Origin of the sequence: Psychrobacter sp. DWR1-2-3 (genome assembly GCF_049896465.1) — a bacterium.
Classification (GTDB): Bacteria; Pseudomonadota; Gammaproteobacteria; order Pseudomonadales; family Moraxellaceae; genus Psychrobacter; species Psychrobacter maritimus.
Genome location: NZ_JAFCUJ010000001.1, coordinates 198,433 through 216,686 on the forward strand (window position 1 = coordinate 198,433; position 18,254 = coordinate 216,686).

The following is an 18,254-nucleotide window of genomic DNA, read 5'->3' on the forward strand; positions in this document are numbered from 1 at the left end:
GCTGCCGACATTCTATATTGTTTGTTATAGTTGTTTGCTATAGTAAGGCTTATCAGCAAATCAGGCAGCTTACAAACAGTGCTTGCTATACGCTTAAAAGTGCTATCGTAAGAAAAATGTAGATAGCTAAAACCTGTTAATCGTAAATATATTTATAATAAACACAGCCATCAGGAGTGAACCATGGCCCTGCGTCCCTTATCAAAAATTGACCAGCTATTACTTGGGGTGGACAAGGCATTGCGAGCGGTCGTGCCGCATTCAAATCCTAGCACCCGCCCCCTGCCTGTGAGTAGTGATGAGATTCCTGAGCTCAGTATTACTGAGGCGCGTCATGTCGCAGGATTGATGCGTATCAACCATACTGGCGAAGTATGCGCTCAAGGGCTATATCACGGGCAAGCGTTTGCGGCAAAGGACGATAATGTCAAGCAAGCCATGCAACAGTCGGCTGAAGAAGAAGTCGATCATCTGGTATGGTGCGAGACCCGTTTGGATGAGCTTGGCAGCCACCCTAGTATTTTTACGCCATTATGGTATGGCATGTCTTTCGGGCTTGGCGCGGTAGCAGGTGCTATCTCCAATGAGTTTAGTTTGGGCTTTGTCGCAGAAACTGAAGCGCAAGTCAGCGAGCATTTGCAAGACCATATTGGGCAATTACCACCACAAGATAAACGCTCAAGAGAAATACTGGCGCAAATGGACATTGAGGAATTGCACCATCGCGAGCTGGCACTGGCCAATGGGGGCGCGGCATTGTCGCCACCGGTACGTTATAGCATGCGCTGGATGGCCAATCGCATGAAAGCCACCGCTTATCATCTATAACCGTTTATCCTCTATAATAAGCACTAGCCTATAGCCACTATTATATTAGGATAAGTCTTTGCGATAACAGCTAGCGATAACGGGTTATTATTCATTTTTAACAATCCTACTACTGTTAGCACTCAGATTAATTTGCTAGGGTATGAAAAATTTGTACGATTTTACGGAATACTAAAACATAACCACTAATCAATGGATGGATTGATAACTAACGATTCAGCAAACAAAATGATTATTAAACAAATTTATTATTAAATAAATAAGGTAACTATTTTTATGAAAGCGATTAACCACCCTACCACCTCTCACAAAGCGCCGAAGTTTGCGACTCTAACCGTATTAGCCGCTGCCTGTGCCATGATGCTATCTGCCCCTGTCCATGCAGCAGAAGCTGATACCGCAGCAGCGGCCTCTACTAGTACCGCAGTACCTAGCGCAATCGATTCTACTAAACGTGTGATTCGCTTAGCCAAGCCGAATACTGCTGTCAGTACAGCTCAAACTGACGCGCAAATGAATACTGAGATTCCACAAAACAACGTTCAGCAAAATAGCATTCAACCAAATAACGTGGCGCAACCAACGTTTACTCAAGGCAACAATGCGCAACAAAGCAATGTTCAACAGGCTAACGCCCAACCAAACCGTGCGCCTTTAAATACAACTAACATGGCTCAGCCACCAGCCGTACCAGCACCAAACGCCCCTGAACTGACAGGCACCACACGTGTTTATGAGCGTGGACCAATGACTGCAACGGGTATCGATTTAAGTAGCGGACAGCTGCCAAATATCCCAGCACCGCAAGTCAATATCTCAGATATTAGCTTTGTGCCGACCGTGCTAATACCGCAGCAGCAAGGACTTGGTACTGATAAGTTGGACGTCAGCTTACTCGATGACTTTATTAAAGAGGTGTCACCAAATGCGCGCCATTATCCGCCAAACTTCCCTAACCGCACCCAACGTCATAACGCCCGTGAAAAAATCAAAGTCATGACCGAATGGATTGAGCCGTATGCCAAAGCGCCAAATGCTTCCTATGACGTCTTGATTCGTGCAGCCAAGCTCAATGGTATGGGACGCAACTTAGACTTAGGCTCAGAATACACAGTACGCGGCGGGCAATATGTCGACCGTGCGATTAAACTGAAACCTAATAGTGGTGAAGCCAATTTCATCTATGGCATGATGCTCTCAGAAGGCGGCGGCTTTAAAGAAGGTCAAAAATATCTTGATCAAGCGGTCAGCCTAGGCTATACCGAAGCCGAGCAAAGCTTGGCGCAATCTGACGTATTAAGTGATCGCCGCGATAAAGCCTTAGAGCGCTTGCGTCGTTTAGCACAACAAGTGCCTGACAATGCGGTGATTCGCCAACAAATCAAACTTATCGAAGATGGTAAGTTCTATATTTGGGATATCCCTGCACCAGACGTTAATATCAAACCAAGTACTTAATAAAGAGTTGTTTAAGTATTGGTTGTTTAAGTATTGATAGTTTAAATATCAAGCAAAGTAACATTCATTACTAAAAATCGCGCTTAAATCCTCGTTATCAATCATTTGAGCGCGCAACTCTAGCGTCTTTGTTTTATATTGCTATGATGGCAGTATAAAATAAAGACGCTTTTTTTCGTCTAATACAAACGCTCAGCTAATCATTTTTAACTTATTTACGGATTTATTTATTCGCTAAGCACGCGCCTTGCACCGAACTGACAATTTTTATGTTTTAACCTATGCTATTTTTTTCAAACACTTAGTTAAATATTAAATTCCAAAAGCTTTTATTTTAGCCCCATAATGCGGCATTAAAAACTGACGGTATTTTGCGATATTTGAATATAAGCCATCAAATACGATAGGCGCAGCACAAAAGTTACGCTACACTCATGCTGATATATGAATGAGTGATTTGTCATTTATTCATGATGCATTCCTGACTATTATTCACTGGAATTACCTATGCTTTTCGCTGACCCTGCCAATGCGGCACTGACGCCAACCTCTAAAAATAAAAAACCTATTGCTCTATTAGCGGTAGTTGCAGCAATGGCAATATTGCCCGCTTGTAGTACTGTTTCTGTCAATAAACAGGCGTCGGCCAAGACCATTTCTGCTCAGCGCGGCAACATCGTCACCGATAAAAAACTCAGTAGCGATACGGCCTCGGCTTTATTGTCAGCAGGGCTCAACGAGAAAGCTTGTATGCAGCAGTTTGATCTGTGCTTAACGCAGCTTACGGACAGCATGCTCAATGAACACTATCGTCCCGCATTGGCGGTATTTGCCGAATTGCATTATGCCAAAGCACGCCAGCTTGCCGCGTCCAAAGACTGCCGCAATGCCCTTGCCCGCCCACCACTTGACCCTTACTATGCCAACGCGCCTTTAAGCGATGATGATGCCAAGGCACAGCAAAAAAGAACCGATAGCTGCTTGGTTGGTTATCAAGGCAGGCTTTTTGATGCCATCAAATCCAGTTATACCTATTTATTTTATGACAGCTTAGAACATGACTTTGAAGGCGCGGATAAAGAGACCGCTCGGTCACAGGCGAAAAGCCGTATCCCAAGCGATGTGGATATCCAAACCCAAGATATTTATAACGCCGCCAGTAACGATGTCATCACCCAGCTCTATCAGTCGGCTGACGGCAGCAATAAAATGATGGGCAATACCAAAACAGAATATTTACCAACCACAGCAAGTAGCCGTCATAACAGCGAGCAAGCCGCGATTGCCAATCGTACCGCCGTAACCGGTCAGCCAACCGATCAAATCAAAGTCATGAAAATGCAAATAGACGACTATAATCTCAATGTCTATTTGCCCAATGAAAATAACTATCTAAAAAATGCCAATCAGCAAACCTCTGCCTTAGCGGATTTGGTCTCGACCTACGAGCTGCGCCTCTCCGGATTGAACTCCATTAGTAAACGCCCAGGTTTGGGTATCAGCTTGGTCGCCTCACTAGATGATCGCTATACCACCACCATTCGCCAACTATTGGTGTCCTCGTTGTCAGGCAGGCTCAATCAAGAAGCCAGCCCTCAAAAAGTCAGTAATCAAAATGCAGCTGACAGCGCGAAGGATGATTTAGTAAAGGACAACTTAGCAAAGGCAAATGTAGACAGCGATGATGCCAGTACACGCATTTATCCAACCGGGCATTTACTAATGACCGGTTTGATTAAGCCCGCTGGTGATAGTGTGCTCGATACCCTGAGCAGCAAACAGCTCGATATTCATTTATATAACCCGTACCGCAGCGAGAGCGCCAATATCTTGGGTGACGACTATCCGCTTGCCGCCAACTTTTCGGCAGGGTACGGCTTATGGCTGGCAGAAAATCAGCTCGATGGCGTCGGTTATTTAAACCTGATTACCCGCCAAAAAGAAGCCAGCTTACCAAAGCTCTTTATGTTAGAGCCTTATGACCCTGATAAGCGTGTCATCATTATGCTACATGGTTTGGCATCAAGCCCAGCAACGTGGGTCAATTTGACCAACGATATTTTTAATGACGATAAATTGCGTAATAATTATCAAGTATGGCAAATTTTTTATCCAACCAACTTGCCTATACTAGAAAATCGTTACCAAATTCAAAAGCTCATCAATGCAACTTATGAGCAAACAGACCCTAAAGGACAAAATATTGCTAGCAAAAATAGCGTCATTATTAGCCATAGTATGGGCGGTATCATTGCCCGTATGATGCTCTCTGATGAGAACTTAGTCGATGACTTGGACAGACTGGACGACCAAAATGTCCTGTCAATGAATGAGAAGCGCAAAATACGTGACGCGCTGAAAGAATCATTTGGCCAACAGCAGCTACGAGAGCGTTTTGAGCTAAAAGCCTTACCGCAAGTCGATACAGCAGTATTTTTATCGTCGCCTTTTCGTGGCACCGATTATGCCGACCGTTGGTTTACCCGTGCGCTACGCCGCATTGTTTACTTACCAGTCGGTTTGGTGAAGACAGTCACTGATAACTTAGCAACGCTTGCCATTCAAGGCGACTTAGCACAAAACCCGCTCGGTGCGCTATATCTACAAAATGGTGCCAGTCAATTAAGCGACAAATCTTCTTTTATTCAATTAACCAAAGACATCAGTATCAATAAGCGCATCACGTATCATTCAATCATCGCCAATAACGATGCGGATATCACCAAAGGCTTGGCAGAAATGCAACCCGCCGGCGCCAAGCTCGACTTATCGCATGAGATAACAGAGGATGACGAGCGTGTAGAAGATGTTATCGATGCCAACAATACCAATGAGCTCTTAACGGATAGCGATGAGTTACCAAGCAAGCCGCTCATTGCGGCAGTGACGGTCGATGGTGAGATTGGGCAAGCATTAACAGAGCGCTTATCAGACGGTATCGTACCTTATACCAGTGCGCATCTTAATGGTGCAGCGTCGGAGACGGTGATTAATGGTGGTCATAGCATTCAAGAAAACCCACAAACCATTTTGACCTTACGCCGTATTTTGCATCAACAATTACAGCAATAAAACACAGTATTAAGACATGAATATGGTTTTACTATTAGCTAGGCGCCCACACCTAGCTAATAGCACACACCCTCAACTTTTTATTACTCATAAAAAGGTAAACGCCTAGTGTTAAAACATGTATTTTCATATTACTGTTATGTATATATTGATAACAATATTTAAACAATGGCTGTTATTTACAATCTATTTGACTAACATTGTAAATACTTTATGACTAATAGGTGTGCGATAACCATATTGTGCAACTTGCGTGTACGAATGGGCGGGCGCATAATACTTAAGTACCAAATATCAGCAATACCGTCATTTGATGAATATTTAATAATTTGTAAGGATATGAATTATTTACTTTAGCTAAATAGTAACTATTTAGTAATTATAAACTAGTAGTTATGAAGGTATAGCAGCGATTACTGCTTAGATGACTGATTAGTAGTTACTAAAGCATAGCCGTTATTGACACTATGTTAGCCAAAGGTTTTGTCTTAACCACATTTGCCGCTAAATAATACTTAGCCATTGCCCGTAATAATGAGCGCCCTGATTGATGGACGGTTACGGACAGTTACTTGAGCGTATCATGGAAGCCAGCGCTATTCAGCTAACAGATAAGGGTAACCGTTTATGTTTGCTACATTTATGATTGATCAACTTGATGCGTTGATGCTCGCGCGTATCCAATTTGCCTTCGTTATCTCATGGCATATTGTTTTCCCCGCTTTTTCTATCGGACTTGCCAGCTGGCTGACGGTGCTTGAGTATCGTTGGCTGAAAACCGGTGAGCCTATTTATGCCGAAGTTTATAAACACTGGGTAAAAATATTTGCCGTGGTATTCGGTATGGGTGTGGTTTCGGGCGTGGTAATGTCCTATCAGTTCGGAACCAACTGGGCGGTGTTTTCAGACAGAGCCGGTAATATCCTAGGTCCGCTACTCGCCTATGAAGTATTGACAGCGTTCTTCTTAGAGGCGTCTTTCTTAGGCATTATGCTATTTGGTTGGGGACGGGTAAGTAAGCGTATGCACCTTGCCTCAACCGCCATCGTCGCCATCGGTACGATGATATCAGGATTTTGGATTTTGGCCGCTAACAGCTTCATGCAAACGCCGCAAGGCTTTTTGATGGGCGCTGATGGGCTGCTATATCCAACCAATTGGCTTGAGATTATCTTTAACCCATCATTCCCTTACCGCTATGCGCATATGATGACGGCAGCATTTTTGACCACCGCCTTTGTGATTGGTGGTATTGGTGCTTATTACCTACAGTCCAAAAGACATGCTGAACATCGACAACACGGTCGCGTCATGCTAGGTATGGCTATGATTATGGCGATATTTGTCGCACCAGCACAGGTACTGATTGGTGATATGCATGGTCTAAATACTTTAGAACATCAACCAGCTAAAGTAGCGGCGATGGAAGGTCTGTGGGAAAATGAGCGCGGTGCGCCTCTTGTCTTATTTGGCATCCCAGATCAAAAAGCGGAAAAAAACCATTACGAAATTAAAATCCCTTATGCTTCAGGTTTAATTTTAACGCACTCATTAGACGGTGAAGTTAAAGGACTTAAGAACTGGGCACCAGAAGATCGACCTTACGTTCCTATTGTTTTTTGGTCGTTCCGTATCATGGTTGCTATCGGCATGTTGATGTTGCTCGTCGGTCTGTTTAGTCTTTATAAGTACTTTAAAAAACAACAGTTCAACCCTGAGAGTAAGCTATTTCACCGGGCATGGATGATGATGACACCACTTGGTTTTATCGCGCTACTTGCTGGCTGGTTTGTGACCGAAACAGGTCGTCAGCCATGGACAGTATATGGCGTCATTCGTACCGCTGAGAGTATGTCACCGGTTGCGGCGCAGCAAGTTGCGACAACCTTGATTGGCTTTATCGTGCTATATGTCTTTGTCTTTGGGGCGGGCAGTTTTTATATCCTACGTCTGATTGCCCAAGGACCAAAACCGTACGAAGATCCGTCGGAAGATCAGTTCTATGAACATTCTGTCACTGAAGGACAAGGTCGTACCTTGAGCGGTGATAAGCAGGCGGCTGATAAAACCAAAGGGCGCGAAGGCGACTTGGATAAACCTGCTGACGATGTCGATGATGGAGGGTTACGCTAATGTTTAACTATGGTGATGTATTAGATTTACCCTTAATTTGGGGCGGCTTAATTGCTCTATCTGTGTTTATTTATGTCTTGCTTGATGGCTTTGACTTGGGCTGCGGTATTCTGTTCCCATTTGCGGGCTCCGATAAAAACCGCAGCCGCATGATGAACTCTATCGCCCCTTTTTGGGATGGCAATGAGACGTGGCTAGTGCTCGGCGGAGGTGGTTTATTCGCCGCCTTCCCTGTCGCTTATGGCATCATTATGACCGGTCTTTATTTGCCCGTCATCTTTATGTTGTTTGGTTTGATTATGCGCGGCGTGGCGTTTGAGTTCCGCTTTAAAGCCACCTCGCACCGCTATGTGTGGGATAGTTTCTTCTTTATCGGCTCTGTCGTGGCAACTTTTGCTCAAGGTATTATGCTTGGGGCATTGGTACAAGGTTTAGAAGCCAGTAATCGTTTATATACCGGTGGTCCTTTTGATTGGTTCTCACCTTTCTCAATTATGTGTGGCTTTGCCTTGTTAATTGGCTATGCTTTATTGGGTTCTACGTGGTTAATTATTAAAACTGAACATACCCTACAAGTATGGGCACGTAAAGTCTCAGGCTGGCTGCTCTCTGCTTTAATCGTGGCGATGATTGCGGTAACGGTATTTATGTATTTCTCAGGTATTGATGCGCTTGAAGGCTGGTTTAGTTTCCCAGGTCTGCTGTATCTTGCTCCGATGCCCATTATCGTGGTGCTGTTATTTTTCTTAATGCGCAAAGATTTAACCGGCGAACGTGAATATCGTCCGTTCTTATTGACTGTCGCACTATTTTTGATGGGCTATATCGGGGTTTGTTTTGCCATATTCCCGTATATCGTACCGTATCAGATGACCATCTATGAAGCTGCTGCTGCCGATACTTCGCTATCCTTTATGCTCATCGGTGCCGGTATTATGCTGCCAATCATTTTGAGCTACACCGCTTTTGCTTATTATACCTTTAAGGGCAAAACCGACCATGAGCATATGTATTAAAGCAGAATAGCGTTGGCTATTATCTATTGCACATAACGGATAATAGCTGTGCTTAGCTCAATGAGCTTAAGAATACGTTATAGGAGATTACGGAGAAATAGTTATGAAAAAGCTCAGTAAAAAACAGTCACAATGGGCATGGTTTATCGGCTTATATGTGGCAGGGTTTTTGGTTATCTTTACGATTGCACAGTTAATTAAACTGGCAATGGGCGTATAAAACGTATCCTTTTACCTACATTCCTATATCCATAAAAAAGCAGCGCTGAATATTATAATATTCAGCGCTGCTTTTTTATTTGCTTGAGTTTTAACTGTCGTAGAACAGTTTATGCGCCGCGATGATCATCGACGCCGTGAGTTTCGATAAATTCGTTCACTTGCGTTAGGCGTTCAGGCGTACCAACATCTATCCAATTGTCTTTAATTACTTCAGCGGTAATTTGAAACTTTAGCATTGCTTGCTTTAGCAGTGGTGCAAGTGGCGCTGGCTGCCCTGAGACCAGCCCATCAACCAGTCTAGCTGATAGCACGCTGATACCCGCAAAAGTATATTTGTCGGCATCAGCAATCGGCTGCTCGCTTGCCAGTCCATTATTGATCGCGAAATCACCGCCATTATTATGCTCAGGATTGTCAATCAATAATAAATGTGCCAATTGGTCAGGCCCCAACGTATAGTCCTGCAACTGAGCAAAATCATAGGTCGTCCAGACATCAGAGTTGACTAAGATAAAGGGCGCATCTTGCAGCTTGCCTGTTTGTAGCGCGTTAAAAATCCCGCCAGCCGTCTCAAGCGGCTCATCACCTTCATCTGACCAATGCAGCTTGACGCCATATTCGGCACCATCACCCAGTGCCTGCATCAGCTTATCCGCAAGCCATGACGCATTAATAGTAATATCAGTAATGCCAGCAGCTTGTAGCGCTTTGATATGCCAGACAATCAGTGGTTGCCCGCCGACTTCAACCAAAGGCTTTGGCGTCTCAAGTGTTAGCGGACGCAGGCGCGTACCCTTGCCAGCCGCCAAAATCATTGCTTGCGTTATTACCGACATACGCGCTCCTTGTTGTTGGCTGTTTTGCTGCCTATTGTTAATTATTGACTTTTAAACACTATAAAGGCGGTTGATGTTTTAACCCCTTTGACTTTATTAATGCTATTTAGATGTACTTATTTAGATATATTGTTGTACAAATTTACTTTGATAAGCAGGCAAGATAACCTCTCGCAACCATTCATTAAACGGGCCGACTGCCTGCTTCATATCGGGATTACCATACTCTGCAAGCCATTCTAGCTCAAAAATTAAGTCACGCATGACTTTTGGAATATCGGCCAAATAGCGACTTTTGCCATCACGTTCAAATAAACGGATAAAAATGCCCAGCACTTTTAAATGCCGTTGTACGCCCATGACATTGACATCGTTTTCAAACTGAGCCGCATTATCAGCGGTCACAAGCCCTGCCTGCTTTTGTAATTGCCAACAATCCTGCACCCAACTTGTGATTTGACTCTCCGGCCATTCTACATAGGCATCTCGTACTAACGATACCAAATCATAGGTATACGAGCCTACTACCGCATCTTGGAAATCAATAACGCCTAAGCGCGTATGATCTGCCTGGTCTTGCATAAGGTTGCGACTGTGATAATCACGATGCACTATCACCTGCGGCTGTGCCAAAATCTCAGCTATCAAAGCAGCTTTAAGATTTTCCCATAGCGTCTCTTCAAGCTCCACGCTAATATAAGGGATAAACCATTCGCTAAACAAATCCATCTCACGGGTTAAAAGTGCCGTATCATAATCTGGCAATTGATGATCAGCTTTTGCGGTGGCTATGGGCACTGTTTGCAAGTCAACTAAGGTACGCATCGCCAATTGATAATAATCATTAATCTGCACAGGCGGCGCATCTACCAGCAGATGAGCAAACTCTACCGCCCCAAAGTCTTGTAATACCAAAAAGCCTTTTTCTATATCTTGAGCAACCAGCGTTGGGACATTGATTGCCGGTGACATCAGTTTTGCCACATTAATAAACTGCTGCAACGCCTCTTGTTCATCAGCAGAATCCATGACAATATAGCGCGCCGTTTCTGCCTCATTATTGTCAAGTAGCTGGATACGGTGATATTGGCGTGCGCTGGCGTCACCGGGCAAACTATCAAGAATGAATGGTTGATTGGCAAATACTTCTTGCAGCCATTGTTCTAATTGCTGCTGACGAGTAGCGGGTACGCTAGGTTCTAACATAGTTTTATCGGTCATAAAAAGCATCGCAGGTTAAATATCAGTCGTAAATGACTAAAGTAGTGATAAGTGGGGCAAATAGTTGTTAAAATAGGGAGCGCTTGGCTTAGCCTAACAACGGCTCTAAGCAAATTAATTTCGGCTGTAAGCAAGTTAATTAATGCATCGAGCCATATTATATTACTCAGTATAGATCTAGTCTGTCTATAAGCTAATAACTATAAGCTACTATCTGAGCAGTCTATTAACAATAGCTCGCCCAGTTATATTTAGCTATATGATAAATTTTGCTAAATAGTGTAGCTGATTTGGTTTTTTTTGACTATGATTAGTCGTCATTATATGTAAAACGTTCTGATTTTCGAGATTATCGTATGAATTACTGGTTTATTAGCCGTTAAATATCGCTAAAATACTTCTAGTAATCTAATGATCGCAATCCAATAGGCTCTACAATCATACATAGGTGTGCCCTTGTTATATTCTCCGCTTTACCAAAGCATCCGTTTGATTTTATTTGGCGCCTTAGGCTTATCAAGCCTAGCCGTCAGTGCCGCTATTAATAATGATGCACAGATAGATACGCAGACCACTGAGCCGTTAGCGGTCGATAGCGCTAGCGCTTATGCCCCAAAGGTTGCAGCTGACGCTAATAAAAATGTCAATAATAATATTAATACCGTCAATCAAGACATCAGTTATCAAAGCGATTATGAGCAAAATACGGGCTTTGATAATAATTTAGATAGTAACACTATCGATATCACAGAAATTAATGACAGCAATGATAGTAATAATGCCAATGCTAATGACAACAATCAAAATAATACCGCTGCGCCATTAGATAGTATTACTACAGCTGAGACTAAAGTTAACAGCCGCCAAGTTAACGACAGTGATGAAAGTATCCAAGAAAGCCTCAGACGCTTGGCAGAATTTTATGAATTAACACCTGAAACTGACCCTGCAACGTTAAACAATAATAGCAATGCTAATGTAGCAGATAACAACCAAAATGATATTCAAAATACGTTTACCGCGCAAACCATTCCGCCCGTAGGCAACGACTTAAAGCTGCTACCAAATACCATCGACAGCGCCCAACGCTGCGAAGGTCAATGGGTCTACCCCAAGAAAAACCCCAACTATCAACGAGCGATTAATGAAACAGGCGCAAGTAATGGTCAGCCAGCACCCAATCTAAACGGCATTCCGAATAACCAAGCGCCGCTATTTGCCGAGTCGGATTATGGTTACTATGACAATGTCGATTATGCAGAGCTATCAGGCAATGTCATAGTTGACCAAGGCACTCAGCATATCGAAGCGGACAAGATTGTTCTAGACTTAACCAATGGCGTGGCAGCAGCGCAAGGTAAAGTGATGTTTACCGATCAAGCCACTGCCAATAGCAATTCATCCACTATTCCACTCCAAGCTGGAAACATTCAAAGCAACAATGCCAAAAACAATAAGGCCAGCCTTACTGATAAAGCGTCAAAAGGTGGTCTCATTGGGGTTGCTGACAGCTTAAATTATAATACTGAAACTGGACAATCAACGGCCAAAGACGTGGCCTTTGCCAGTGTAGAGCTACAAGCACACGGTTATGCCAAGCGCTTAAATCGACCGAATGAGACACAATACGAGCTCGATGAGGTGATGTTCAGCACTTGCCCGCCCACCAACCGTAAATGGCAGTTTGATGCCAAAAGTATCGACTTAGATACCGAAACCGGTCGCGGCGAAGCTTATAATACGACCTTCCGTATCGCTGATGTGCCTGTCTTCTATTTGCCTTATTTTAACTTTCCTATAGACAATCGACGCAGTAGCGGAGTTTTACTGCCCAATGCTAGTATCAGTAGTGAAAGCGGTCTTGAAGTCGATGTACCTTATTACTTTAATTTAGCGCCGAATTATGATGCGACGCTTAATACCCGTGTTTATACCAATCGTAACCCGATGCTCTCAGGTGAATTTCGTTATTTGACTGAAGAATATGGCGAAGGTATTTTTAATGGCTCATATCTGCCCAATGATAAAGAATATAACGGCGAAGATCGCAGCAGTTTGTTTTATGAACATTATTGGTCATCTAAAAGCATTCCGCGCTTAAGTGGTGATGCAAAATACAGTTATGTATCTGATGCAGACTATCTCAATGACTTTGATACCTTAGGTTTATCAGACAATACCTTAAACCTACCACGCAGTGCGCGGGTCAATTATTATAATGATTATGTCAATGGCGAGTTAAAGGTAGAAACTTTTCAGACTCTAGACGCCATCACCAATAATGGGCAGGTATTACAAGATAAAGATAAGCCTTATTCGCGCTTGCCGCAGCTCAAGCTTGATTATCGTTTACCGTGGGCAAAAAGCTTTGATATCACCGGCGTTAGTGATACCGCTTATTTTAAAAAGTCTATCGATGACGGCTCTGAAAATGAGAAAAGTGGCACGCGGATTTATAATAAACTCAGCGCCGTTTACCCCATGGAAAGATCTTGGGGCTATATTAAACCTAAGCTCAGCTTACAGCATCTGTATACCTCTTATGATGAAGACAGCTTAGCAGATAACGAGCTTAATAAAGACGATGGCAGCCAGTCAGTATTGGTGCCACAGGCCAGTATTGACGCCGGTTTGCATTTTTATCAAGCAGGTTCACCTTTTGGTGCATTTGACGATACCTTGGGCGGTTATCGCTTATTAAGTCCGCGCTTAAAATACACCTATTCGCCCTATAAAGACCAAAACAAGATTCCTAACTTTAATACCCGTGTTGCCTCTATTAACTATGAGCAGCTTTTTTCGGACAGCTGGTTTTTAGGGCATGACCGTTTGCAAGATTTGCATGCCTTTACACCCGGTATTAATTATCGTTACATCGATGCAACGGGTGTGACACGTTTTGATGGTAGCATTGCAGAGCAGTTTTATATCGATGACGGGCGTGTAACCCTTGATGAAGATAAACCTATCCTGACGTCATCGTCTTCAGGAATGGTATGGGATACCAGTACTCAGCCTTATAATAACGTCTGGATAGATATGAGTGGCGCCCTTACCAATAGCTATGATTTAAACTATATCACCACCGAGCTGCGTTACCAGCCGTCTGACAACAGCTTATTTAACGTCGGTTTTGTGAAGCGTATGCGTGATGAAAACACTGACCAATTACCCTTATCTGCCTTTACCGCATCAGCCGTGTTCCCTATTAATAATAACTGGCGCGTATTGGCGCAAGGTCAGTATGATTATAATCGTGATAAGATGCTTGATTCGTTAATTGGTGTCGATTATGAGGATTGCTGTTTTGGTTTTGCCGTTTATGGTCGTCGTTACTATAATGACTTAAATATCAAAGACAAACCGACGCAAGCGATTATGGCAGAAATCAGACTTAACGGTCTTGGTAGCGGCAGCAGCCGTTTAACGCGCTTGCTTTCTGATAAAGTGTTAGGATTTGAGCCCGTTCAAAGCGCATGGAAGGATTAATAAAGCATCGTCTATACGATTAGATTAACGTATGATTGATGGCATTATTTATAGACTGTTATTTGTGATATAACAGTCTATAACATTGTTTTTACCCTATTTATTATAGACAACCTTAGCCGCTACTTGAATATTCAAAGTATCGTCAAGAGGCTTAACCGATTACCATCCGATGCAATGACATTGATGAGGAGCATCATGAGATTTTTTTCTTTAGGTCAAACTAGCCGAGCTGTATTGCTTTCTATGACTATGACTGGCGCTATTGCCCTAAGTTTTAGCGCACAAGCAGCAACCGTGAAGCCTGCAAAAGCACAAGCCTCCCAAGCAGCTCAAACAAATGCCGCAGCTGGACAAAATAGCGTGAACCGTTTGACGCCTGCCAATAGTACAGACGGCATCATTGCATTGGTTAATGAAAATGCTATTTTAAAAAGTGATTTAATCGCTGCTATCGCGCAAACCCAAGCACGTGCTCAAGCGGCTGGTGAACCGATTGCCAATTCAGCACAGCTACAGTCTGAAGTGTTGAACGCTCTTATCTTGCGCGAATTACAGTTATCTTTGGTCAAACGTGTTGGCTTAAATCCTGATGAAGCCGCGATCAATCAACGCTTGGCTCAAATCGCCCAAGCGGAAGGACTTAATAGCATTGGTGCGCTGCAGCAACGTTTAGACGCTGCAAAACCGGGCAGCTATGCCACCTTACGCGCGCAATTGATTGAAGATGCCGCTATCCAAGCCTTGCAACAACGCCAAATATCTAGCCGTGTACGTATCAGTGAACAAGATATCGATGCATTTTTGGCATCTCCTGAAGCCAAGCGCTTAAGTCAAAGCGAATATCAAACTGTCCATGTGCGTATCCCCTATATGGATGACTATAGCCGCTTGTCAGAAGCTCAACGTAATGAGGCATTAAAAGTCGCGCAGCGTCTACGTACACGCCTGCAAGCACCAAATGCTGATGTGACGGAAGCTATCGCAGCAAGCCAAGGCAGCTATCCTATTCAGTTGCAGGGTGGCGATATGGGCTTTCATAAAGCGGCAGCCTTACCGACTGAACTGGCAAGCGAAATCACCAAACTTGAGGTCGGTGCTGTGAGTGCGCCTTTAATCACGCCTGAAGGCATTGATATCATCAAACTGGCTGATAAAAAATCCAGTGATACCATGCTAGTACCGCAATGGAATACCCGTCATATTTTAGTCAAAGTCGATGAGCTGCAAACGGATGCCCTTGCTGAACAAAAAATCAATGACCTCTATGCTCAATTACGTAATGGCGCTGACTTTGCTAGTCTAGCCTCGACTTATTCAGATGATCCCGGCTCAGCAGGACGCGGTGGCGATTTGGATTGGGTTGGTGAAGAGCAAATGATTGGTCCGTTTGAAGCGATGATGAAAAATACTGCGGTCGGCGATTATTCTGCACCATTCAAAACGCAATTTGGCTGGCATATCTTAAAAGTCGAAGGTAAGCGTCAACAAGATGTCAGCGATGAGTATCGTCGTAATATGGCACGCCAAGCGCTATATCAGCGCCTTGCCCCACAAGCCAAAGAAGACTGGCTACAAGAATTGCGTGCCGGCGCCTACATTCAGGTACTTGGTTAGTTAGGATTAAGTTAATCAAGTATTAGTTAAAGTGCTTTATAAAGAAAGGGTATATGTCAATGCATATGCCCTTTTTAATGCCATAAAAACTTATATTATATTTCATCATCTTTAATTCCCTATTATTGTCTTTTTGGCTATCTAAATAGTAGCCGTTTGTTAATAGTCAATTTAATGAATCAAGAATGAACGACAGTATTATTCAAGCATCAAAAACCAAAGTGATTATCTATGAACCATACAGCAGATAGAATTATAAGTAGAATGTCTGATCTTAAAGTTACACAAGCAGATATTAGAAGAGCCACAGGTGCTGGTAAAGCAACCATATCTAGTTGGATCAAAGGTGATACGAAACCCTCAGGTATGTATGCTACTAAACTCGCTTCTTTTTTACACTGCCATACAGATTGGCTGATATCTGGTAGCGAAGCTACTAACAACAGTTATGAAGCAGATAAATTACTACCTATAACAGAAATAGCAGAAACAATGATTCCAGTCATCAGATGGGATACAGCCAACACTTATAATGATTCCATAATTATGAACAACATAATATCATGGATTCCTAGGCATCAGCATTTGTCTAAACAAGCATTTGGATTAGTAATACACGGTAGAAGTATGTATCCTGAATTTAAGCCGAATGACATTATTTATATCGAACCTGAAATCACGTCGAAAGACTTAAGAGACGGTGACTTTATTATTATTCAGGACGATGATGGTAAGTCGCCCATCTTAAAGCAACTCATTATAGGTAATAACCAAGATGATAGATATCTTAAGCTGATTAATCCAGATTGGGCAACTGAAGCAATGGTATCTATGGATACATGTTTACTGGTGGGAATCGTTGACAGTAAATTGGTGCGCTATAGAAACTGACAATACAAAACTATTGAGTTATAGGCAAAGAAAAGCCCCGAACCTAGGGCGATGGGTTCAGGGCTATGGCGTTTCATATTATTGTTATTATCTCTTCCGTGTTGACTCATCCTAAGTCACAAACAGTACTCTATAAGACAGCGGGCTGACCTGTGCTTTTATTAGTACTGCCTCAACACTACATCCTTGCGTATCCTTGTGTTGATGGTTGTATTCTAGGCCAATTGATTGAGAACGCATAGAGGCTAATGACCTTATTTAGCGTAAGCATTTGCTTACGTCGCAATCGTTTAATCCGAGCCCTTTATAAAAGTACTTGAACCATCTTAGCAATCGCTCTTTTCTTCGGCTTCTGCGTGCTCTTTTGATACTTTGCAGCCCTCTTTCTTGCCTGCTTCGATGGTATTTTTTGCCTCTTTAACATCTTCTGCTTTTTCGGTAGGCGCATTGCTTTCTTGTTTACTCGCCTGCTCTGGCTCATATTGTAGTGTCGTCATCACTGGAAAATGATCAGAGCCGATAGACGGCATGCGCTTGATATCGACCACGGTAAAGCACGCACTGTGGAAAATATGGTCTAATGCCCAGCGTAAAAATGGGTACTTAACATGAAAGGTATTGATAAAATGGCGTCCGATACGCGGATCTAACAAGCCTGAGATACGCTGAAAACGGCGGGTAGTTTTTGACCAAGCAACATCATTTAAATCACCCGCCAATATAGCGGTTTGGTTATTCTCTTTGATATGTTTTCCAACCATCAGTAGCTCGGCATCGCGAGTCGTAGATTTATCCGCTTCTGTCGGACTGGGTGGCATAGGGTGTAAGCAGTATAACCAAATGATTTGTCCGCCTTGCAAGCGCATCTGGGTGTGAATAGAGGGTATGTCTTCTATGATCAAATACTTCACTTCGGGATTTATCAGCTCAAGCTTGGAGTACAGGTGCATCCCATACAGATTGTCTAACGGTACTTTTACCGTATAAGGATAATCTGCTTCAATTTGATTGAGGGCTGTTTGCCATTTTTTATCGGTTTCTAAAGTTATTAAGATATCAGGCTGTTTGTCTTTGACCAAATCAACCAGTTTTTGGGTCTCATCATTAGGGGTCAACACATTTGAAACCATGATTTTTAACTGACACTCATCAACTTCCGGCTTATCTTTGGCATTTTTTACTTCTTTTTTCCACAGTTTGGTATAGGGCAATACCATACGCAGCTGAAAGGCCAAAGTGATGCTCAAAACGATAAATAGCAGCCACTGCCCAAGCTGCCATTCCGCGCCAAATACCAGCATACCGACCCATGCAATGATGCCCAATATCATGATTTGGATACGAGGAAACTCAACGCCGCGCACCCACCAATTATCAAGTGGTAGCCAGCCCCAAATGGTAACAAATGCAATTAGCCCCGCTAACCACTGTGCGCCATAATATAATAGGGAGAAATCCATAATGTGTATCG

12 protein-coding genes are annotated in these 18,254 nt (G+C 43.2%); 9 read left to right on the forward strand and 3 right to left on the reverse strand.

The window, feature by feature from the left end:
- Positions 1-189 precede the first annotated feature (189 nt).
- The 6 genes from coq7 to ACP7AA_RS00800 all read left to right on the forward strand — a co-directional run bounded on the left by coq7 (position 190) and on the right by ACP7AA_RS00800 (position 8,727).
- On the forward strand, positions 190-828 hold the full coding sequence (gene coq7, locus ACP7AA_RS00775; protein WP_372829872.1) for a 2-polyprenyl-3-methyl-6-methoxy-1,4-benzoquinone monooxygenase: 639 nt from the start codon (positions 190-192) through the stop codon (positions 826-828).
- 276 nt (positions 829-1,104) lie between these two features.
- Positions 1,105-2,286 carry a tetratricopeptide repeat protein gene (locus ACP7AA_RS00780; RefSeq protein WP_426222363.1) on the forward strand — a complete coding sequence of 394 codons (1,182 nt, stop codon included), beginning with the start codon at positions 1,105-1,107 and terminating at the stop codon, positions 2,284-2,286.
- Positions 2,287-2,793: 507 nt separating this feature from the next.
- Positions 2,794-5,358: an esterase/lipase family protein gene (locus ACP7AA_RS00785; protein ID WP_426222364.1), complete on the forward strand. Its 2,565-nt coding sequence runs from the start codon at positions 2,794-2,796 to the stop codon at positions 5,356-5,358.
- Positions 5,359-5,985: 627 nt separating this feature from the next.
- Positions 5,986-7,491: a cytochrome ubiquinol oxidase subunit I gene (locus ACP7AA_RS00790; protein ID WP_426222365.1), complete on the forward strand. Its 1,506-nt coding sequence runs from the start codon at positions 5,986-5,988 to the stop codon at positions 7,489-7,491.
- Positions 7,491-8,507 carry a cytochrome d ubiquinol oxidase subunit II gene (gene cydB / locus ACP7AA_RS00795; protein WP_281491160.1) on the forward strand — a complete coding sequence of 339 codons (1,017 nt, stop codon included), beginning with the start codon at positions 7,491-7,493 and terminating at the stop codon, positions 8,505-8,507. The genes ACP7AA_RS00790 and cydB overlap by 1 nt, the downstream gene beginning before the upstream one ends.
- A gap of 103 nt (positions 8,508-8,610) precedes the next feature.
- Entirely contained in the window at positions 8,611-8,727 is a 117-nt protein-coding gene (locus ACP7AA_RS00800) for a DUF2474 domain-containing protein (protein WP_372829867.1), read from the forward strand.
- 109 nt (positions 8,728-8,836) lie between these two features.
- Here the strand turns inward: ACP7AA_RS00800 and murU are convergent, their stop codons facing one another.
- Together murU and ACP7AA_RS00810 are read right to left on the reverse strand one after the other, a co-directional pair.
- Positions 8,837-9,565, reverse strand: coding sequence for an N-acetylmuramate alpha-1-phosphate uridylyltransferase MurU (gene murU / locus ACP7AA_RS00805; RefSeq protein WP_426222366.1), 729 nt, complete (start codon positions 9,563-9,565; stop codon positions 8,837-8,839).
- 120 nt (positions 9,566-9,685) lie between these two features.
- Positions 9,686-10,795, reverse strand: a complete 1,110-nt coding sequence (locus ACP7AA_RS00810; RefSeq protein WP_426222367.1) for an aminoglycoside phosphotransferase family protein — start codon at positions 10,793-10,795, stop codon at positions 9,686-9,688.
- A gap of 447 nt (positions 10,796-11,242) precedes the next feature.
- On the opposite strand from ACP7AA_RS00810, the gene ACP7AA_RS00815 reads away from it, so the two are divergent.
- The 3 genes from ACP7AA_RS00815 to ACP7AA_RS00825 all read left to right on the forward strand — a co-directional run bounded on the left by ACP7AA_RS00815 (position 11,243) and on the right by ACP7AA_RS00825 (position 16,783).
- Positions 11,243-14,275: an LPS-assembly protein LptD gene (locus ACP7AA_RS00815; RefSeq protein ID WP_426222368.1), complete on the forward strand. Its 3,033-nt coding sequence runs from the start codon at positions 11,243-11,245 to the stop codon at positions 14,273-14,275.
- A 198-nt stretch (positions 14,276-14,473) separates the two neighbouring features.
- Positions 14,474-15,892 (forward strand): peptidylprolyl isomerase, encoded by a 1,419-nt coding sequence (locus ACP7AA_RS00820; RefSeq protein ID WP_426222369.1) that lies wholly within the window; start codon positions 14,474-14,476, stop codon positions 15,890-15,892.
- A 231-nt stretch (positions 15,893-16,123) separates the two neighbouring features.
- Complete coding sequence (locus ACP7AA_RS00825) at positions 16,124-16,783, forward strand: S24 family peptidase (protein WP_201619794.1); 660 nt, start codon at positions 16,124-16,126, stop codon at positions 16,781-16,783.
- 326 nt (positions 16,784-17,109) lie between these two features.
- On the opposite strand, the gene ACP7AA_RS00830 is transcribed toward ACP7AA_RS00825, so the two are convergent.
- A complete protein-coding gene (locus ACP7AA_RS00830) occupies positions 17,110-18,243 on the reverse strand; it encodes an endonuclease/exonuclease/phosphatase family protein (protein ID WP_426222370.1) in 1,134 nt (377 codons plus the stop codon).
- Positions 18,244-18,254 lie beyond the last annotated feature (11 nt).